At 64.5% G+C, this 19,311-nt stretch carries 20 protein-coding genes; 10 read left to right on the top strand and 10 right to left on the bottom strand.

The window, feature by feature from the left end:
* Positions 1–7: 7 nt before the first annotated feature.
* Genes ACEN9F_RS05975 through ACEN9F_RS05965 form a run of 3 tightly spaced genes read right to left on the bottom strand, consistent with a single transcriptional unit; the run spans position 8 to position 2,761 of the window.
* Complete coding sequence (locus tag ACEN9F_RS05975) at positions 8–700, bottom strand: methionine ABC transporter permease (RefSeq protein ID WP_413418799.1); 693 nt, start codon at positions 698–700, stop codon at positions 8–10.
* Complete coding sequence (locus ACEN9F_RS05970) at positions 693–1,556, bottom strand: methionine ABC transporter ATP-binding protein (protein ID WP_413418797.1); 864 nt, start codon at positions 1,554–1,556, stop codon at positions 693–695. Before ACEN9F_RS05970 ends, ACEN9F_RS05975 begins: the two co-directional genes overlap by 8 nt.
* An 8-nt stretch (positions 1,557–1,564) precedes the next feature.
* The gene (locus ACEN9F_RS05965) at positions 1,565–2,761 is read right to left on the bottom strand and encodes an acyl-CoA dehydrogenase family protein (RefSeq protein WP_413418795.1); all 1,197 of its coding nucleotides are present in this window, start codon (positions 2,759–2,761) and stop codon (positions 1,565–1,567) included.
* Positions 2,762–2,954: 193 nt separating this feature from the next.
* On the opposite strand from ACEN9F_RS05965, the gene ssuE reads away from it, so the two are divergent.
* The 7 genes from ssuE (at position 2,955) to ACEN9F_RS05930 (ending at position 9,931) form a co-directional block, all read left to right on the top strand.
* Positions 2,955–3,545, top strand: coding sequence for an NADPH-dependent FMN reductase (gene ssuE, locus ACEN9F_RS05960; protein WP_413418793.1), 591 nt, complete (start codon positions 2,955–2,957; stop codon positions 3,543–3,545).
* 14 nt (positions 3,546–3,559) lie between these two features.
* On the top strand, positions 3,560–4,516 hold the full coding sequence (locus ACEN9F_RS05955) for a sulfonate ABC transporter substrate-binding protein (protein ID WP_413418791.1): 957 nt from the start codon (positions 3,560–3,562) through the stop codon (positions 4,514–4,516).
* A gap of 17 nt (positions 4,517–4,533) precedes the next feature.
* Entirely contained in the window at positions 4,534–5,676 is a 1,143-nt protein-coding gene (gene ssuD, locus ACEN9F_RS05950; protein ID WP_413426980.1) for an FMNH2-dependent alkanesulfonate monooxygenase, read from the top strand.
* A 1-nt stretch (position 5,677) separates the two neighbouring features.
* Positions 5,678–6,448, top strand: coding sequence for an aliphatic sulfonate ABC transporter permease SsuC (gene ssuC, locus ACEN9F_RS05945; RefSeq protein ID WP_413418789.1), 771 nt, complete (start codon positions 5,678–5,680; stop codon positions 6,446–6,448).
* 9 nt (positions 6,449–6,457) lie between these two features.
* On the top strand, positions 6,458–7,306 hold the full coding sequence (locus tag ACEN9F_RS05940) for an ATP-binding cassette domain-containing protein (RefSeq protein ID WP_413418787.1): 849 nt from the start codon (positions 6,458–6,460) through the stop codon (positions 7,304–7,306).
* 200 nt (positions 7,307–7,506) lie between these two features.
* Positions 7,507–8,073, top strand: coding sequence for a YceI family protein (locus ACEN9F_RS05935; RefSeq protein WP_413418785.1), 567 nt, complete (start codon positions 7,507–7,509; stop codon positions 8,071–8,073).
* 91 nt (positions 8,074–8,164) lie between these two features.
* Positions 8,165–9,931: an amidohydrolase gene (locus ACEN9F_RS05930; RefSeq protein WP_413418783.1), complete on the top strand. Its 1,767-nt coding sequence runs from the start codon at positions 8,165–8,167 to the stop codon at positions 9,929–9,931.
* Here the strand turns inward: ACEN9F_RS05930 and ACEN9F_RS05925 are convergent, their stop codons facing one another.
* Together ACEN9F_RS05925 and ACEN9F_RS05920 are read right to left on the bottom strand one after the other, a co-directional pair.
* Positions 9,932–10,519 (bottom strand): chromate transporter, encoded by a 588-nt coding sequence (locus tag ACEN9F_RS05925; RefSeq protein WP_413418781.1) that lies wholly within the window; start codon positions 10,517–10,519, stop codon positions 9,932–9,934.
* A complete protein-coding gene (locus ACEN9F_RS05920) occupies positions 10,516–11,094 on the bottom strand; it encodes a chromate transporter (protein WP_413418779.1) in 579 nt (192 codons plus the stop codon). The genes ACEN9F_RS05925 and ACEN9F_RS05920 overlap by 4 nt, the downstream gene beginning before the upstream one ends.
* A gap of 151 nt (positions 11,095–11,245) precedes the next feature.
* On the opposite strand from ACEN9F_RS05920, the gene ACEN9F_RS05915 reads away from it, so the two are divergent.
* Entirely contained in the window at positions 11,246–11,434 is a 189-nt protein-coding gene (locus tag ACEN9F_RS05915) for a hypothetical protein (protein WP_413418777.1), read from the top strand.
* Positions 11,435–11,678: 244 nt separating this feature from the next.
* Here the strand turns inward: ACEN9F_RS05915 and ACEN9F_RS05910 are convergent, their stop codons facing one another.
* Together ACEN9F_RS05910 and ACEN9F_RS05905 are read right to left on the bottom strand one after the other, a co-directional pair.
* On the bottom strand, positions 11,679–12,584 hold the full coding sequence (locus ACEN9F_RS05910; protein ID WP_413418775.1) for a PAS domain-containing protein: 906 nt from the start codon (positions 12,582–12,584) through the stop codon (positions 11,679–11,681).
* A 331-nt stretch (positions 12,585–12,915) separates the two neighbouring features.
* The gene (locus tag ACEN9F_RS05905; RefSeq protein ID WP_413418773.1) at positions 12,916–13,278 is read right to left on the bottom strand and encodes a hypothetical protein; all 363 of its coding nucleotides are present in this window, start codon (positions 13,276–13,278) and stop codon (positions 12,916–12,918) included.
* 152 nt (positions 13,279–13,430) lie between these two features.
* Between ACEN9F_RS05905 and ACEN9F_RS05900 the strand changes: the two genes are divergently transcribed.
* Positions 13,431–16,439 (top strand): triple tyrosine motif-containing protein, encoded by a 3,009-nt coding sequence (locus ACEN9F_RS05900; protein ID WP_413418771.1) that lies wholly within the window; start codon positions 13,431–13,433, stop codon positions 16,437–16,439.
* Positions 16,440–16,445: 6 nt separating this feature from the next.
* Here ACEN9F_RS05900 and ACEN9F_RS05895 read toward each other — a convergent pair whose 3' ends face one another.
* Positions 16,446–16,844, bottom strand: a complete 399-nt coding sequence (locus ACEN9F_RS05895) for a hypothetical protein (protein WP_413418769.1) — start codon at positions 16,842–16,844, stop codon at positions 16,446–16,448.
* A gap of 137 nt (positions 16,845–16,981) precedes the next feature.
* Here ACEN9F_RS05895 and ACEN9F_RS05890 point away from each other — a divergent pair, with 137 nt between their 5' ends.
* Positions 16,982–17,668 (top strand): hydrolase, encoded by a 687-nt coding sequence (locus ACEN9F_RS05890; protein WP_413418767.1) that lies wholly within the window; start codon positions 16,982–16,984, stop codon positions 17,666–17,668.
* 4 nt (positions 17,669–17,672) lie between these two features.
* Here ACEN9F_RS05890 and ACEN9F_RS05885 read toward each other — a convergent pair whose 3' ends face one another.
* A complete protein-coding gene (locus tag ACEN9F_RS05885; protein ID WP_413418765.1) occupies positions 17,673–18,278 on the bottom strand; it encodes a LuxR C-terminal-related transcriptional regulator in 606 nt (201 codons plus the stop codon).
* Positions 18,279–18,404: 126 nt separating this feature from the next.
* Complete coding sequence (locus ACEN9F_RS05880; RefSeq protein WP_413418763.1) at positions 18,405–19,247, bottom strand: alpha/beta fold hydrolase; 843 nt, start codon at positions 19,245–19,247, stop codon at positions 18,405–18,407.
* Positions 19,248–19,311 lie beyond the last annotated feature (64 nt).

Raw genomic sequence — 19,311 nt, 5'->3', positions numbered from 1 at the left:
TTCCTTGTTAGCGTTTGTCTATGCGTTTGGCGATGCGGTTGCCGGTGAACTGGATCAGCTGCACCATGACGATCAGGACGGCGACCGTGGCGACCATGATGTCGGTTTCGAAGCGGTAGTAGCCGTAGCGGATGGCGAGGTCGCCGATACCGCCGCCGCCCACCACGCCGGCGACGGCCGAGTAGGACAGGAAGCTGATCGACAGCACCGTCAGCGCGAGCACGAGGCCGGAGCGCGCTTCCACCAGCAGCACGCGCAGCACGATCTGCAGTTCCGATGCGCCCATCGCGTGCGCCGCTTCGATGACGCCGCGCGGTACTTCACGCAGGTTCTGTTCGACCATGCGGGCGAAGTAGGGGATGGCGGCGAACGATAACGGCACGGCGGCGGCCAGCGGCCCGATCGAAGTGCCGGCGATGATGCGGGTGAACGGCACCAGCGCCACCAGCAAAATGATGAAGGGGAAGGAGCGTACGGTGTTGACGAACCAGCCCAGCACCAGCGAGGCGGGACGGTTTTGCAGCGATTGTCCGTCTGCGACCAGGAACAGCAGGATGCCGAGCGGGCCGCCGATCACTACCGCCGCGGTCAGGCCGATGCCGAGCATGGTCAGCGTCTGGCCCAGCGCGATCCACATTTCCGGCAGCATGGCACCGATGTTGGTGGCCGAAACAGCCAGCGAGGAGATGAGTTCAGACATGGCTGGCCTCCGGGGCGGCGGTGGCGGAAGTCGCCGAAGCGGCGCCGGCGCCGGCAGCGGCGGCCGGCGGAACGGACGGTGGAATGGCGGCAGCCATGCCAAGCGCCGCCGCGCCGTGCTGCGCCAGTTCGCGGCCCAGCGCGGTCTTGCGCGGCGCGGCCAGGCTGGCGCTGTCGTCGAGCGCGAATTGTTCGGCGATGGTGCCGTTTTCGATGACGGCGACATGGTCGCAGATCTCGCCGATCACCGAGAGCTCATGGCTGACGATGACGATGGTGACGCCCAGCCGGCGGTTGATGTCGCGCAGCGTGGCGAGCAGGGCGCGGGTGGTTTCCGCGTCGAGCGCCGATGTCGGCTCGTCGCACAGCAGCACGGCCGGGCGGCTGGCCAGCGCGCGGGCGATGGCGACGCGCTGTTTCTGGCCGCCGGACAGCTGCGCCGGGTAGCTGGCGCTCCTGCCGCCCAACTCCACCAGCTCCAGGCATTGGTTGACGCGCGCGGCGATCTGCTCCTTGCTCAAGCCGCCGTGTATGCGCAGCGGGAAGGCGACGTTGTCGAACACGCTGGCGTTCTGCAGCAGATTGAACTGCTGGAAGATCATGCCGATATTGCTGCGCGCATCGCGCAGGTCGCGTTTGGACAGCGACGTCAGTTCGCGGCCGTCGACGGTGACGGCGCCGCTGTCCGGCCGCTCCAGCAGGTTAATCAATCGCAGCAGCGTGGATTTTCCGGCGCCGCTCTTGCCGATCAGGCCGAAGATGTCGCCTTGGTTCACTTGCAGCGACACTGCACGCACCGCGTGAAAATCGCCGAAGGACTTGCTGGCGTTGTCGATTTTAATCAGGGGATTCGTCATCAGGAATATCAGGAGTAAGCGGTCGGTTCCGGCAAGGTGCCGTCGAGCGCGTAGCGGCCCAGGTCGCGGATCTTGTAGTCCACCGGATCGTGCAGCGTATGCACGCGCACATTGCGCCAGAAGCGGTCATAGCCGAATTTGGCGGAGGTCGAGCGGGCGCCGGTCAGTTCGAACATCTCGTTGCTGATGTCGACACCGGCCGTATGCGCCAACACCTTGGCCTCGGCCACGGCGACGGCCAGTTCGCCGCGCTGCTGCGCGGTGACGGCGGCGCCCAGGCGGAACAAGCGCTCCAGTTCCCCGGCCGCGTGGTCGGCCAGCACCACGGCGGGCCGCAGCTTGAGCCAGAGCTTGCCGAAGCGGTGCTGCACCAGCGGATCGGCGCCGGCCGACGCGGCGCCTGAGGCGAACCACGGCCGCGCCTCTTTGGCGACATACTCGCGTGCCGCCTCGAAGGCGCCTTCGCCGATGCCGAGATACAGATTGGCCATGATCAGCTGCGCGACCTGCGAGCGCAGCGTGGCCTGCGCCGTGGGCTGGTGCCCCGGCGCCTGCAGCACCTGCGTCGACGGCAGCGACACCTGGGTGAAGTGCACATTGCCGCTGTCGGTCTGGCGCTGGCCGAAGGCGTCCCAGTCGGCCTGCACCGCCACGCCGTGCTGGCGCGTCGGCACCACGCCGATCAGGGCGCTCTGCGTCTCCGCGTGCCAGGCCGAGATGGTCAGCCAGTCGGAGCCAACGGAGCCGGAGGAAAAACTCTTCACACCATCCAGCAGGAAGCCGTAGTCGGCATCGGCTGCCGTGGTGCGCTTGTCCAGCGGATTGAGCGCATTGCCCCAGAACAGATTCTGCTCGACGGTCTGCGTCAGGAAGCGGCGCTGCTGCTGCGTGGTGCCGTACAGCTGTATGCCCGCCAGTTGCAGGTGATGGAAGCCGAAGACATGCGCCAGCGCGCTGTCGGCGCGGGCCAGTATGCGGATGACTTGATAGACGGTCGGCCAGTCGGCGCCCTGGCCGCCATAGGCTTCCGGAATCGACAGGGAAAGCAGGCCGGATTCGCGTATCCATTCGCGTTCCTGCGCCGCATGGCCGCCGGCCTGGTCGCGCGCATTGGCGGTGGCCGCGAGCCGCTGCGCCAGTTCCGCGGCGACGATGAGAGGATCGGGCGCGCTGTTGTGCGCCGTTTTGAGTAGTGCTGTAGACATGGTATGTCCGTTGTAAGGGTTCGGTGCTTGCAGTATTGCACCCAGCCCCAAATACCGTACACGAAGAAATCCGCGTTTCCATATGCGGAAAAATCATGGAATGGAATTCGCATATCAATGCGTAAAACTATTCGTTTTGTTTTCAATGGTGCGGATTTATTCTGGCTGCCACCATGAAAACAGGGGACAGACCATGACCATTCTTCTGCTAGGCGGCAGCCCCGCAACACCTTCAAGTACCGGCCGTTTGCTGGATCACGTCGGCGACAAGCTGGCCTTGCTGGGCCATCGCCACAGCAAGCTGCAAGTGCGCGACCTGCCGGCCAAGGCCCTGCTGCATGCGGATTTCACCGACCTGTCCATCAAGCGCGCGCTGGCCGCCGTGGCCGACGCCGACGCCATCGTTATCGCCACCCCTATATATAAGGCTGCCTACACCGGCATCCTGAAAGCCTTCCTCGACCTGCTGCCGCAGGACGGCCTGGCGGGCAAGCTGGTGCTGCCGCTGGCCACCGGCGGCAGCCAGTCGCACATGCTGGCGCTGGACTATGCGCTGCGCCCGGTGCTGCACGCGCTGGATGCGCGCCAGGTGCTGACCAGCATCTACGCCACTTCCCAGCAGCTGCTCTGGAACGATGCCACCGGCCTGACGCTGGATCCGGCCATCGTCTGGCGCGTGCAGGCTGGCGTGGACGATTTGTCGGCCGGCCTGAACGCCTTGAACAACCGCATCGATGATGCGTCGTATGTGGCGCCGGCGCAGCCGGTCCGCCTGGCTCGATAAAATAAGGAGAACAGATGAGCATTGATCAGAAACGCGCTTCGCGCCGCCACACCCTGGGATTGCTGTTCGCCGCCGGCGTGATGGCGGCCACCGCGTCCAGCCCCGCGCAGGCGCAGGCCAGGCAGGAAGTCCGCATCGGCTACCAGAAGTACGGCACGCTGACTTTGCTGAAAGGCCGCGGCACGCTGGAGCAGCGCCTGGCAGCCAAGAACATCGTCGTCAAGTGGACCGAGTTCCCGGCCGGCCCGCAACTGCTGGAAGGCCTGAATGTCGGCAGTATCGACTTCGGCACCGTCGGCGAAGCGCCGCCGATCTTTGCGCAGGCCGCCGGCGCCAACCTGGTTTATGTCGGCAACGAGCCGCCGTCGCCGGGCAGCGAGGCGATCGTGGTGCCGAAGACGTCCGCCATCCGCAGCCTGGCGGAGCTGAAGGGCAAGCGCGTGGCGCTGAACAAGGGCTCCAACGTCCACTACCTGCTGGTCAAGGCGCTGGAGAAGGCTGGCCTGAGCTACGCCGACATCCAGCCCATCTTCCTGCCGCCGGCCGATGCGCGCGCGGCGTTCGAGCGCGGCAGCATCGATGCGTGGGCGATCTGGGATCCGTTCCTGGCCGCCGCCGAGAAGCAACTGGGCGCGCGCGTGCTGGCCGACGGCAAGGGCCTGGTGGCGAACCACCAGTTCTACCTGGCCGCCCGCCCATACGCGGAAAAGAACCGCGAGATCGTCAACATCCTGCTGGAGGAAATCGCCAAGGTCGACGCATGGGGCGAGAAGAATCCGAAGGAAGTCGCCACCATCCTGTCGGCGCAGACCGGGCTGGAAGTGGACGTGGTGGCGCTGGCCGCTTCGCGCTACTCCTACGGCGTCAAGCCGATCACCGCACAGGTACTGGACCAGCAGCAGAAGCTGGCCGATACCTTCTCCAGTTTGAAACTGATCCCGAAAAATATCGTGGTCAAGTCAGCGCAATAAAGGAAGTCATCATGTCCCTGAATATTTTCTGGTTTATCCCTACCCACGGCGACAGCCGCTATCTCGGCACCTCCAAGGGCGCGCGCCCGGTCGATGCCGACTACCTGAAGCAGGTGGCCGTGGCCGCCGACACCCTGGGCTACGACGGCGTGCTGCTGCCGACCGGCCGTTCCTGCGAGGATGCGTGGGTGGTGGCGTCGTCGCTGATCAGCGTCACGCAGAAGCTCAAGTTCCTGGTGGCGATCCGCCCGGGCCTGACCACGCCTGGACTGGCGGTGCGCATGGCTTCCACCTTCGACCGTTTGTCCAACGGCCGTTTGCTGATCAACGTCGTCACCGGCGGCGACCAGGGCGAGCTGGAAGCGGACGGCCTGTTCGCCGACCACGCCAAGCGCTACGAGATCTCGGATGAATTCATCCGTGTCTGGCGCGCATCGCTGGCGGGCGAGGGCGGCGATGCCGGTTTCGATTTCGAGGGCAAGCATATCCAGGTCAAGGGTTCCAAGACGCTGTACCCGCCGGTGCAGAAGCCGTATCCGCCGCTGTACTTCGGCGGCTCGTCCGAGCCGGCGCACGAACTGGCGGCCGAGCAGATGGACGTCTACCTGACCTGGGGCGAGCCGCCGGCCGCCGTGGCCGAGAAGCTGGCCGATATCCGCGCGCGCGCCGCCAGGCATGGCCGCACCGTGAAGTTCGGCATCCGCCTGCACGTGATCGTCCGCGAGACCAATGAAGCCGCTTGGCGCGCCGCCGATGAACTGATCTCGCACCTGGATGATGACGTCATCGCCAAGGCGCAGAAGGCCTTCGCCAAGATGGATTCGGTGGGCCAGCAGCGCATGGCCGCGCTGCACGGCGGGAACCGCGACAAGCTGGAAGTCTCGCCCAACCTGTGGGCCGGCGTGGGCCTGGTGCGCGGCGGCGCGGGCACGGCGCTGGTCGGCGACCCGGAGACCGTGGTGGCGCGCATCAAGGAATACGCGGACCTGGGCATCGAGACCTTCATCTTCTCCGGCTACCCGCACCTGGAGGAGTCGTACCGCTTCGCCGAGCTGGTGTTCCCGCTGCTGGGCAAGGGCAAGGCGGCCGGCGAGCAGTCGCTGAGCGGGCCTTTCGGTGAGATCATGGCCAGCGACATCGTTCCGAAGAAGGCGGCTTAAGATGCGTAAATCCAATGTGCGCCCGAGCGCATGGACGCCATGGATACTGCCGGTGCTGCTGATCGCTGGCTGGCAGGCGGCGTCGCAGCTTGGCCTGCTGTCCAGCCGCATCCTGCCCGAGCCCTGGGCCGTGGCCAAGGCCTTCTGGACGCTGGCCGCATCGGGCGAGCTGTGGGTGCACCTGCGCACCAGCCTGTGGCGCGCGATCAGCGGCTTCGCCATCGGCGCCGGCCTGGGCCTGCTGCTCGGTCTCTTGACCGGCAGCTTCCGCCGCGCCGAGACGCTGCTCGACACCACGCTGCAGATGATCCGCAATATCCCGGCGCTGGCGCTGATTCCGCTGGTGATCCTGTGGTTCGGCATCGATGAAACGGCCAAGTTGTTCCTGCTGGCGGTGGGCGTGTTCTTCCCGGTGTACCTGAATACCTTCCACGGCATCCGCTCGGCGGACCAGGGCCTGATCGAGATGGCGCGCAGCTATGGCCTGTCCGGCTGGCCGCTGTACCGCGACGTGATCCTGCCGGCGGCGCTGCCGTCGATCCTGGTCGGCGTGCGTTTCTCGCTGGGCCTCGTATGGGTGCTGCTGATCGTGGCCGAAACCATTTCGGCGCAGGCGGGCATCGGCTACATGACGATGAACGCCCGCGAGTTCCTGCAGACCGACGTGGTGCTGGTCGGAATCCTGCTGTACGCCTTGCTGGGCAAACTGGCCGACCTGCTGTCGCGCGGAATGGAGAAGCACTTCCTGCGCTGGAATCCCGCTTACCGTTAAGGAGCACTCATGCACATATCGACGACTTTATTTGATACCGGCGCCTTGCCGCGCGAAGGCGGCACCTGGACCACGGCGCCGGCGCCCAAGCCGGCCAAGCGCCAGGGCGTGTCCGTCGTGCTGGAGGGGTTGAGCAAATCCTTCGGCGCCCGCACCGTGCTGCACGACGTCAAGCTGGAACTGAGCCCCGGCGAGTTTGTCGCCGTGGTCGGCCGCAGCGGCTGCGGCAAGAGCACGCTGCTGCGCGCGATCGCGGGCCTGGAGACGGCGGAGCAGGGCAGCATCGCCATCGGCGCGGGCCTGGGCAAGAACGCCATCGCCGCCAGCATCCGCATCATGTTCCAGGAGGCGCGCCTGCTGCCGTGGAAGTCGGTGCTGGAGAACGTGGCGATCGGCATGCCGCGCTCCCTGAACGCGGCGGCGGCCACGCTGTCCACGGTGGGCCTGGCCGAACGCGCCGACGATTGGCCGGCCGAACTGTCCGGCGGCCAGCGGCAGCGCGTGGCGCTGGCGCGCGCGCTGCTGCACGAGCCGCAGTTGCTGCTGCTGGACGAGCCGCTCGGCGCGCTCGATGCGCTGACCCGTATCGAGATGCAGCAGCTGATCGAGTCGCTGTGGCTGGCGCGCGGTTTCACCGCCGTGCTGGTGACGCACGACGTGCAGGAAGCCATCGCGCTGGCCGACCGGGTGGTGCTGATCGAGGACGGCCGCATCACGCTGGACCTGAAGGTCGACCTGCCGCGTCCGCGCGCGCGCGGCAGCGTGGCGTTTGCCGCGCTGGAGCAGCGTTTGCTGGGCCGTATCCTCAACCACACGCCGCTGGACGCTCCCGCGCCGGCCATCGCCGCCGCTGCCTGATCCTTCCATTTTGCAAGCCGGATTACCCTGCGGGGTAGTCCCGTCACCCGCCTTTAGACAGATTCCCTTTTCTCGCCGCCGCCGTTATGATCGATTTTATCGATAGTAAGGCGGTAAATTTTTCGTTTTACAACTTTAGATGTCGCGAGCATAATCGGTCCCACTTCGAACACATTGTTCCCAACATTAGGAGTTCCAATATGAAAAAAATCTTTGCCCTGCTGGTCGCCGCTGGTATCTCGATGTCCGCGTTCGCCGCACCTGACAATTTCGCGTCCGACGCCAATCACACGTTCTCCAGCTTCAGCTATAGCCATTTTGGCTTCTCGAACCAGACCAGCCGCTTCAACAACACCACCGCCAAGGTGACGCTGGACCGCGCCGCCAAGACCGGTTCGGTGGAAGCCACCATCGACACCAAGTCGGTCGATACCGGTTCGAAGCTGTTCGACCAGCACATCCAGGGCGAGGATTTCCTGGACACCGCCAAGTTCCCGACCATCACCTACAAGTCGACCAAGATCAACTTCAAGGGCGATGTGCCCGCGACCATCGACGGCAACCTGACCGTCAAGGGCGTGACCAAGCCGGTGACCCTGACCGTGACCCACTTCCAGTGCCAGGATCACCCGATGATGAAGAAACTGGCTTGCGGCGCCAACGCCACCGCCAAGATCAAGCGTACTGAATTCAACGCCGGCAAATACGCACCGAACGTCGGCGACGACGTGACCCTGACTTTCGCAATCGAAGCCATCAAAGAGTAATCGGACCGAGCCTGCCTCAATTCGTTTGCCTTTGATACGGGCCGGCGCGGCACCCCTGCCGCGCCGGCCCTCATTTTTTAGGAGTAGTGAAATGAAATTGAAGCAGCTCGCCGCAGTGGTGGCACTGGCTTGCGCCGCCCAAGGCCAGGCCCTGGCCACCGACCTGATCATCACCAACGGCAAGATCGCCACGATGACCAGGGAGGGCGCCTTCGTCCAGGCGCTGGCCATCAAGGATGGCAAGATCGAGGCGATCGGCAGCAATGCCCAGATCCTCAAGCGCAAATCCGCCGCTACCCAGCTGATCGACGCCGGCGGCAAGACCGTCATCCCCGGCCTCAACGACTCCCACCTGCACATCATCCGTGAAGGCTTGAACTACAACGCCGAGCTGCGCTGGGATGGCGTGACCTCGCTGAAGAAGGCGCTGCAGATGCTCAAGGAGCAGGCCGCGCGCACGCCGGACGGCGCCTGGGTCAAGGTGGTCGGCGGCTGGAACGAATACCAGTTTGAAGAAAAACGCTTGCCGACGCTGGCGGAAATCAACGAGGCGGTGCCGGACAAGCCGGTGTTCCTGCTATACCTGTACGGCCTGGGCTTCCTCAACCAGAAGGGCATCGATACCCTGGGCTATAACGCCGACACCAAGTTCAAGGACGGCGTGGTCGAGCTGGGGCCGGACAACAAGCCGACCGGCCTGCTGATCGCCAAGCCGAACGCGATGATCCTGTACACCACGCTGGGCAAGACCAATGTGCTGCCGCGCGAACAGCAGCTCAATTCGACGCAGCAGTATTACACCGAGTTGAACCGCCTCGGCCTGACCAGCGCGATCGACGCGGGCGGCGGCGGCCAGGCGTATCCGGACGATTACGCGGTCAGCCTGGAGCTGGCCAGGAGCGGCAAGCTGACGGTGCGCACTTCCTACTACCTGTTCGCGCAGAAGCCGGGCAAGGAGCTGGAGGATTACCAGCGCTGGCTGACCATCACCAAGCCGGACAAGAACGACCACCTGTTCTACGCCAACGGCTACAACACCGAGGGCGGTGGCGAGAACCTGGTGTGGAGCGCGGCCGATTTCGAGAACTTCCTGGAGCCGCGCCCGGACATGCCGCCGCAGATGGAGAGCGAGCTGGAACCGGTGCTGCGTCTGCTGATCAAGAACCGCTGGCCGTTCCGCATCCATGCGACCTACGACGAGAGCATCGACCGCGACCTGGCGGTGATCGAGAAGGTCAACCAGGATACGCCGCTGAACGGCCTGCGCTGGTTCTTCGACCATGCCGAGACCATCAGCGACAGGCAGCTGGCGCGCGTGAAGGCGCTGGGCGGCGGCATCGCCGTGCAGAACCGCATGTATTTCCAGGGCGAGTTGTACTGGAAGCGCTATGGCGCGCAAACCCGCCAGATGCCGCCGATCAGGAAGATGCTGGAGATGAAGATCCCGGTGGGCCTGGGCACGGACGGCACGCGCGTCAGCAGCTATGGGCCGTGGGCCTCGATTTATTGGGCGGTGACGGGCAAGACGGCGGGCGGGCTGAGCGTGTGGCAGCGCCAGGATGTGCTGAGCCGCTACCAGGCCTTGAAGCTGATGACGCAGGGCAGCGCGTGGATGAGCGGCGAGGAAAAGCTCAAGGGCACGCTGGCTGTGGGCCAGTATGCGGATGTGGTGGTGCTGCCGCAGGATTACTTCGCGATGGACGTGGAGAAGATCAAGAACCTGGAGTCCAGCCTGACCATCGTCAACGGCAAGGTGGTCTATGCCGCGCCGGAGTTCAAGCAGTTGGCGCCGGCCTTGCCGGAGGTGCAGCCGGACTGGAGCCCCGTCAAATACTACGGCGGCTACCAGAACAGGTAGTCACACCAGGCCGAACCAGCCCAGGGCCGCGCCTGCCGCCAGCAGCCACAGCAGGTGCAACCTGGTGCGCCAGATGACGATGCCCGCCGCTACCGACAGGGTCCACAAGGGCCAGTCGGTGGCCCAGGTGTGGTTGGCGCTGCCGAGGATGATGCCGACCGACACCAGCAGCCCGACCACCACCGGCGCCATGCCTTGCTTGAAGGCGCGCACGCCCAGCAGTTCGCGGTTCTTGTAGCCCCAGCGCGCCGCCAGGTAGGTCAGCGTGGTGCTGGGGATCATGATCCCCAGCATGGTCACCGCCACGCCGGCGAACGCGGCCGTGTAGCTGCCGGCGTTGAGGCCGACATTCCAGCCCATCAGCGCGACGAACAGCACGTTCGGTCCCGGCGCCGCCTGGGCGATGGCGATGGCGTCGTTGAACTGCGATTGCGTCAGCCAGTGCTGCTCCACCACCAGGAAGCGGTGCATCTCCGACGAGGTCGAAATCGCGCCGCCGACCGACAACAGCGACAGCAGCATGTAGTGGCCGAACAGGTTCAGCCAGTCGGCAAGGCTGAGTACAATATGCAGCGGAGCGTCGGTCATGGCTGCTTTCCTTTCAGCTTGCGGTAGGTGAGCGTCACCGTGACGCCGCCCAGGATCAGCAGCGTGTACGCCAGCGGCAGCTTGAGCACCACGACAAAGGCCACGCACAGCAGGATCGCCAGCGCCGATACCCACAGCGGCAGCGGATGCCTGACCAGCGCGCCCGCCATCTTGATGCCGGTCGCGGCCAGCATGCCGGCCGATACCGCGGCCATGCCGCGCAAGGCGCCGGCGACGCCGGGATGATGCGAATAATGGGAGTGCAGCACGGCCAGCACCAGCACCAGCAGCAGGGGGACGCACAGCATGCCGGCCAGCGCCGCCATCGCGCCGCGCAAGCCGAAGTAGCGGTCGCCTATCATCAGCGACAGGTTGACCACGTTGGGGCCGGGCATGATTTGGGCGACGGCGAAGTCTTCGACGAATTCCTCCTGCGTCAGCCAGCGCTTGCGTTCGACCAGTTCGCGCTGGATCACGGCCAGTACGCCGCCAAAGCCTTGCAAGGCCAGAATGGTGAACGAGAGGAACAAATCAAGCAGCGAGGAGGGGCGGGGGCGGGGCGTTTCGGTCGTCATACCACTATTATCCTCCCGGAGAGTTCGCCGGGGCAATATTTTAATTGCACACTAATAGGAAGCTGACATTGACTTTGCTCTAAGGTCGACCATACTCCTTCTGCACGTCGTAGATAGGGCGCCGGCCCTTAACCTTTTGCCAAGGATCATGATGAACGTTTCGCTTTTGCAGCAACGCCATGACGAGGAATGCAGTGGGGTGGTCGACCGCGGTATCCTGGTGCAGACCAGTTTTAATACCGTGTGCGCGATCGAATACCTGAAGTCGCATAACGTCGATCCGCAGGTGATCGAGCGGGTTCTGCTGCACCCCGACCAGCGCCGCAAAACCCAGCACTGATCTGAGGTTAACGCGTTTAGTTATGCACAAATCATGTTGACAAGAATTTTTTTGAAAAAAATTCTTGTTACAGCAGGCGGCTATGTAAGTCATTGATTTGCAATGGTTTTGCTTTTGCCTGTTGGACGGGCATTTTGTAGTAAGCCGCGCCGTTACAGGCTCTCTGCCTTGTCAATGGGCGCTTATCCACACAGATATCCACAATAGCTGTGGATATCCGTAAAAGCGCTTATCAATCCGTAACTTACAGTGGCTTTTTGAGTGCCTGCAGGACGCTGCCGACGACGATGTAGTGCGGATGAGGCTGTGAGTTGTCGACGGTGACGGTGACGCGCAGCCGCACCTCCTGGCCATCACGGCGCCATGCGCTGACGACATCGGTCCAGGCTTCGCCATCCTTGAGCGCTTGCAGCGCGTCGGCCAGCTGGTCTTGCGGATAGGGCGGGGCATGCAGCAGGCGCGGATCGGCCCCCAGCAATTCCTCCCGGCTGTACTGGAACACGGTGCAGAACTTGTCGTTGACCGAGATGATGCGGGCGCGGTCGTCCAGCGTCAGCACGACCGCGTGCTGGTCGACCGCCGCCAGCAGCCGGCGCGCATGGTCCAGCTCGGACTGCAGCGCGGCCGTGTGGCGGTGCGCTTCCTCCAGCCCTGCATAGGCGCGCAGCGACGAGATCACCGTGGTGAACAGCTTGCGCGTGGTGAGGTCGGTCTTGCACCAGAAATCGTTGATGTCGTAGTCGAGAATGATGCTGTGCTCCAGCGCCTGGCCCGGCTGGCCGGTGCGCAGCACAATGCGCACCAGCTTGTTGTGCAGGCTGTCGCGGATCTGGCGCGCCACGTGCAGGCCGGCATCGCTGGTTTCCATGATGACGTCCAGCAGCACCAGGGCGATGTCGGGCGTGTTGCGCAGCGTGTTGAGCGCTTCCTCGCCACTGTAGGCGTGCAGGAAGCTGAGCCGCCGGCCCTGGAAGCAGGCGTTGCTGAGCGAGAATTTGGTGACCACGTGGACATCGACATCGTCGTCGACGATCAGCACGCGCCAAGGCGGCGGCGCCGGTGTCGCGCTGGCGCTGCCGGACTGCGGCTGGCTGGCCGGCGGCGCCTCATCTTCTATCATCCAATCAGTATCGTCGTCGTTCTGATTCATGCATCAATCCCACGGTGAGTCAAAAAGGGAATTGCGGATCTTCAGAGTGACACTATTCCTCGCCAGCACTTTTGTCAAAGGATTCCCTGCGTGGCGCGGCGACGGTGTCTCCTACCCTAGTTATGCACAAAAATATATTTTTCAAGCGGCGCGAAAAATCCGGGGCGGCGATTTTTCTGCTTCGCTAAGTCATTGATTTTATTGGTGATAAATTCTGCCTGTGGATTAGGCATTTTGTTGAAACCCGCGCCAGTAAAGGCGTTCTCGGCTGTCAAGAGGCAGTTATTAACAACCTTATCCACAGTTGATGTGGATATGTGGAAAAACTGCTTTAAATACTGCGGCTTACCCCGGTTTTGTGAGAAAAGGGTTGCGCTATATCATATGCAAGGTGTTTGCTCATCAAAATCAGGAACACCAGCAACGCATGCAGCGCCAGGCCGAAGGTGACGGCGGTGTTGGCCTGCGCGCCGGCCAGCACGGCGTAGGCCAGCAAGGCCAGCGCGGGCGGCAGGCCGTAGCGGTCCGAGCTGACCAGGTGCCTGGCGTCGAGCTTGGCCCAGGCCAGCACGCCGAGGCCGAACATCAGCCATCCGGCGCCATTGTAATCGAGTGCGCCCAGGGCGAGGGCGGCGAGCAGCGCGATGGCGCTGAGCGGCAGTGGCAGGGCGCGGAGGCGGGCTTGGATGTTCATGGTGTTCTCTCTCTAAAGCTGCAGGACTGGTTGCCAGCATAAAGGAGGGTCGATCATTGGTAAATTTTATTGTTTCTATCTTGTTGATAGGTTTTTCAATATTTGTGTTTTAGTCTATGATTGCAAGTTGGAAAAACAGATGCGAAGCGCCTATGAACTTTATTTTGCTCCTGTTGGTGCTGGCCTTCAGCGCACCAGCCGCGCTGGCGCTCGATAGCAAAATACCGCTGGGCGAGTACCACCACGACATCTGGACCGGCAAGGATGGCGCGCCGGGCGAGGTGGCGGCCATGGCGCAGACTGCCGACGGCTGGCTGTGGATAGCCGGCAGCAACGGGCTGTACCGCTTCGATGGCGTGCGCTTCCGCCGCTTCGAGGCGCTGGCCGGCGAGGTCGCGCTCAAGCGGCCGATCACCTCGCTGACCGCGCTGCGCAACGGCGACCTGCTGATCGGCTATATCTACGGTGGGCTGAGCTTGCTGCGCAATGGCCATATCAGCCACCTGCCTTCGACCATCGGCAAGGGGCCGGTGGGACCCGTGTTGAGCGCGTTGACCGATGACGACGGCGTGCTGTGGGCCGCGACCACCAGCGGCCTGCTGCAGCTGCGCGACGGCGCGTGGCACAGGATCGGCGCCGAGATGGGTTTGCCGCCCGGCGGCGTCTCCAATCTGATCATCGACCAGTATGCACAGATGTGGCTGGCCGCCGGCGACCAGCTGGTGCTGCTGGAACGCGGCGCCAAGCGCTTCCGTTCCGTGCTCGGCGGCGTACATGCCGTTAATCTCAGCGCATCGCCGGACGGCCGCCTGTGGCTGGATACGCACGCGCAGCTGATTCCCGTGCCGCCGCAGCACCGGGGGACGGCCAGGCCGCGCCCGTCCTGGCTGGCGCAGGCGCGCGGGCAGGAGAACGGCCTGTTCGACCGCGACGGCAATTACTGGGCGCTGGCGTGTCCGGTGGGCGTATGCCGCACCGATGGCGTCGGCTCGCGGCTGAGCGAGACGATGACGCCGGCGGCCGCGCCGAGCAGCAAGCTGGACCAGGCGTGGCAGGTCAGCAACCTGACCGGCAATGTCCTGTTTGAAGACCGCGACGGCAATATATGGGTCGGTACGCAAGCCGGTGTCGAGCGCTTCCGCAACAACCGGCTGGCCGCCATCAAGCTGAGCGGCGGCGAGCGCATGTTCAGCTTTGCCAGGGATGAATCCGGCCACGTGCTGGCGATGGCGCGGCCGACCGGCGAGCTGTGGCGGCTGCGCGATGGCGCGGTGGCGGTGCAGGAGCGCTTCGCGCCCAGCCCGTTCGGCATGATCGCCAATGCCGCCGACGGCGCGCTGCTGATCGCCACCACCGGGCGCATCGAACGCCGCTGGCAGGGCAGGGTCGAGCGGATCCCTTATCCGGACAATCCCGAGGGCGGCGAAACCAGGGTGACGCGCATCTTGCATGACGGCGGCGCGCTGTGGATCAGCATCGCGCGGCGCGGCAGCTTCCGCTGGCACGAGGGGAAATGGACGCCGCAGGCCGAGCTTGGCATTCCGTCCGGCGTGACCTTTGTCGGCGCCGGGGCCAAGGGCGCGATGTGGTTCGGCTATACCGATGGCGCGGTGCTGCATTTCGATAACGGCCGAATCACCAGCTACCCGCCCGGGGGCGACGACGATCTGGGCGCCATCACCTTCCTGCAAGGCGGCGCCGACGTGGTGGCCGGCGGCAGCGCGGGCCTGGCGGTGCTGCGGAATGGACGCTTCCACCGCCTGCACGCGGCCGACCCGGACGTGCTGTCGTCGGTGTCCGGCATGGTGATGGCGGCCAATGGCGACCGCTGGTTCAACGGCGGCAAGGGCGTGGTCCACGTCAAGGCGGCCGACTGGATGGCCGCGCTGGCGGCGCCGCATCCGCCGCTGAAGTATGTGCTGTATGGCGTGCTGGACGGCTATCCCGGCTTTGCCGCCACCGCGATTCGCCTGCCGAGTGCGCTGGCCGACGTCGATGGCCACATCTGGTTTGCCGGCGTCGGCGGCATTGCCCAGTTCGACAGCAACAAGGCGGCGCCGGCGCTGCTGCCGCCGCAAGCCCAGGTCGAGACGCTGGTGGCGCAGGGCAAGCGCTATCTCGACTTCGGCGCGCCGGTGGAACTGGCGGCGGGCACGACTTCGTTCCGCATCGAGTACACGGCGCTGAGCTACACCATGCCCGAGGCGCTGCATTTCCGCTACCAGCTGGACGGCGTCGACGACGGCTGGCAGGAGGCCGGCCAGCGCCGCGCGGTGTCGTACACCAAGCTGGGGCCGGGCGAGTACCGCTTCCGGGTCGCCGCCGTCAACCAGCTGGGCCAGTGGAGCGAGCGGGAGGCGGCGATCGCCTTGCGCATACTGCCGACCTTCACGCAGACGCCGCTGTTCTATGCGCTGTGCGCGCTCGCGGTGGCGGGGCTGCTGTACCTGTTGTACTTGCTGTGGCTGAAGCAGACAACCTCGCGCATCGCCACCCGCATGGCCGAACGCGAGCGCATCGCCCGCGCGCTGCACGACAGCTTCCTGCAGAGCGTGCACGGGCTGATACTGAGCTTCCAGTCGGCGATGGGGGCGCTGCCCAAGGATTCGGCCGGCCGCCAGAAAATCGAGCGCGTGCTGCTGATGGCGGACAAGGTGATGGAGGAAGGCCGCAACGAGGTGCAGGACTTACGCTCAGGCACCATGCGCGACGGCGACCTGGGGCATGCGCTGACCCTGGTCGGCGAGGTCTTGCAGGAGAGCCTGCGCAGCGTGTACAGCCTGCGCACGGTGGGCCAGCCGCGCGACCTGGACGAGCAGGCCGGCTGCGAGATCTACAGCATCGGCCGCGAGGCGCTGATGAATGCCTTCCGCCACGCGGACGCGGCATCGATACAGGTCGAGCTGAACTATGCGCCGGAGCAGTTTTCGCTGCAGGTGACCGATGACGGCAAGGGCATTCCGCCGGAGATCCTCGAACAGGGCCGCCGCGGGCACTGGGGGCTGACCGGCTTGTTCGAGCGCGCCGGGCGCATCGGCGGGCAACTGGTCATCGCCAACCGCGAGCAGGGCGGCACGCGCGTGCTGCTGACCCTGCCCGCGGTCTGCGCCTACGCCGGACAGGCGCGCTGGAAGCGCTATCTGCCGGGGTGGCTGCGCTAGCGGTTGTCAGCCGATCGCGGCCAGTTGCTTGCGCACCGCGCCGTGGGCCATGACGATTTCCGGCGCATCGTGCAGCAGCGCATTGTATTTGGCGCGGAATTCCTGGTCGGCCTCCTCGGACGGGCCGATCAGCATTTCGATGGCGCGGCGGAAGGCCAGCGCTTCGGCGGCCGGTATGGCTTCGGGTTCGTCGATGCGCTCGTCCATCTGCGCCATCAGGCCGGACAGCTTTTGCAGCCAGGCGAAGTGCGGATGGTTGGTGACCAGCTGCAAAAGCTCCAACGGGCTGCCGACGGCGCCGAAATATTGGGTCTCGATGTGTATCAATTGCTTGTGCAGGTCGCGCAGGGCGCGCGACAGCGCGGTCAGTTGGGCGCGTTGCGCGGCGTCGTCCGGAGTTGTCATTGCTGCTTCCATTCTGGTGTCGTGGATAGCGCAGCTTAGCAGAGTTGGGGTTAGGCCGGAGCATGCATTTAGATAGTGGTATTCGCCCGTGCGGGCACCTAAGATGAGAGTTCCCTTACACATATTGGAACACCATCATGACCAATCCGAAATTAGAAGTCCTGACCCCTCACAACTGCCAGCTGATCTTCATCGACCAGCAACCGCAAATGGCTTTCGGCGTGCAATCGATGGACCGCCAGGCGCTGAAAAACAATACCGTCGGGCTGGCCAAGGCCGCCAAGGTATTCAACATCCCGACCACCATCACCACCGTCGAGACCGAAGCTTTCTCGGGCCACACCTATCCTGAACTGCTGGACGTGTTTCCGGGCAAGGAAATCCTGGAACGTTCGTCGATGAATTCGTGGGACGACCAGAAAGTGCGCGACGCGCTGGCCAAGAACGGCAAGAAGAAAGTCATCGTCTCCGGCCTGTGGACCGAAGTCTGCAACACCACCTTCGCGCTGTGCGCGATGCTGGAAGGCGACTACGAAATCTACATGGTGGCCGATGCCTCGGGCGGCACCTCGAAGGAAGCCCACGACTTCGCCATGCAGCGCATGATCCAGGCCGGCGTGGTGCCGGTGACCTGGCAGCAAGTCCTGCTGGAATGGCAGCGCGACTGGGCGCACCGCGAAACCTACGACGCCGTCATGGCCGTGGTGCGCGAGCACTCGGGCGCCTACGGCATGGGCGTGGACTACGCCTACACCATGGTGCACAAGGCGCCGCAACGCACCACCACCAGCCATGAAACGCTGGCGCCGGTGCCGGCGAAGTAATCGCTTAAAACGCGCTGAGCAAGCCGCGCCGGGCCGCCACTGTGGCGGCTTCGGTGCGGCTTGCCACGTTGAGCTTGGCCAAAATATTGTTGACGTGAAATTTGACGGTGCCGACTTCGATCTCGGCGCTGCGGGCGATCAGCTTGTTGCTCTTGCCGGTGGCAAGGTGGGCGAGGATTTCCAGTTCGCGCTTGGACAGGCGGGCGGCCATCTGGCGTTCGGCCAGCTTGCGCGCCACTTCCGGCGGCAGGAATTTTTGCCCGGCGGCCACCGCGCGGATGCAGGCGGTCAGCTGGTCGAACTGGCAGTCCTTTAAGAGGTAGGCCTTGGCGCCCGCGTGCAGGCCGCGGTAGACGTCTTCCTCGCCCTTGCAGGCGGTCAGGATGACGATGTTGGCGTTGGCGTCGACTTGCCGCAGGCGTTCGATGGTGTCGACGCACAGGTCCATGATGACGACATCGGGACGCCAGCGTTGATACAGCCCGGCCGCCTCCAGCCCGGTGGCCGCGTGGGCCACGCACTGGAAGTCCGGCGTGGAACGGATGAGGGAGTCGAGGCCCGCCACGATCAGCGGGTGATCGTCGGCGATCAGGATGGAGATGGCTTCCATGGCGTTGTGTCCTAACGGGGTTATGCTCAGCATGCCCGTATGGTGCGCGCTATCGCGCTTTGGCGGTAGACAGGGAAGTGGGGGTGGCGACTAACCAAATAGGGTTAGTCGCGCAAGGGGGCTGGATCAGGACTTCAGGAAGGCCAGCAGGTCGGCGTTCAGCTTGTCCTTGTGGGTGGTCGGCAAGCCGTGCGGCGCGCCTTCGTAGATCTTCAGCGTGGCGTTCTTGACCAGCTTGACGGCGGCCTTGGCGGAGGCGTCGATCGGCACGATCTGGTCGTCGTCGCCGTGCACGAACAGGGTCGGCACGTCGATTTTCTTCAGGTCTTCGGTGAAGTCGGTTTCCGAGAACTGCTTGATGCAGTCATAAGCGTTTTTGATGCCGCACTGCATGCCTTGTGCCCAGAAGGTATCGCGCACGCCCTGCGAAGGCTCGGCGCCGTCGCGGTTGTAGCCGTAGAACGGCGTGGTCAAGTCCTTGAAGAATTGCGAGCGGTCGGCCAGCACCGCGCTGCGGATGCCGTCGAACACCGACATCGGCAGGCCGTTCGGGTTGGTCGCCGAGACCACCATCTGCGGTGGCACCGCGCCGACCAGCACGGCCCTGGACACGCGCAGCGTGCCGTGGCGGCCGATGTAGCGCGCCACTTCGCCGCCGCCGGTGGAATGGCCGACCAGCATCGCGTCCTTGATGTCGAGCGCGTTGAGCAGCGTGGCCAGGTCGTCGGCGTAGGTGTCCATGTCGTTGCCGTTCCATGGCTGGCTGGACAGGCCGTGGCCGCGGCGATCGTGGGCGATGACGCGGTAGCCGTTACTGGCCAGGAACATCATCTGGTCTTCCCAGGCATCGCCCTGCAAAGGCCAGCCGTGGCTGAAGACCACGGCCGGGCCGCTGCCCCAATCCTTGAAATGAATGCGGGTGCCGTCTTCGGTGGTGACGCTGTCGACCGTCAGTTTGCTGTTTGACATAGGGTGCTCCTTGAGGTGTGGGTGAATACTGCCATTGATACTGCTTGTGCAGTGTAAGCAGCGC

The sequence above is a fragment of the Duganella sp. CT11-25 genome (assembly GCF_047302815.1).
Taxonomy (GTDB): Bacteria; Pseudomonadota; Gammaproteobacteria; order Burkholderiales; family Burkholderiaceae_D; genus Rugamonas.
Note: the sequence above shows the minus strand (reverse complement) of the source record. Positions and strands in the feature narration are given on the sequence as shown.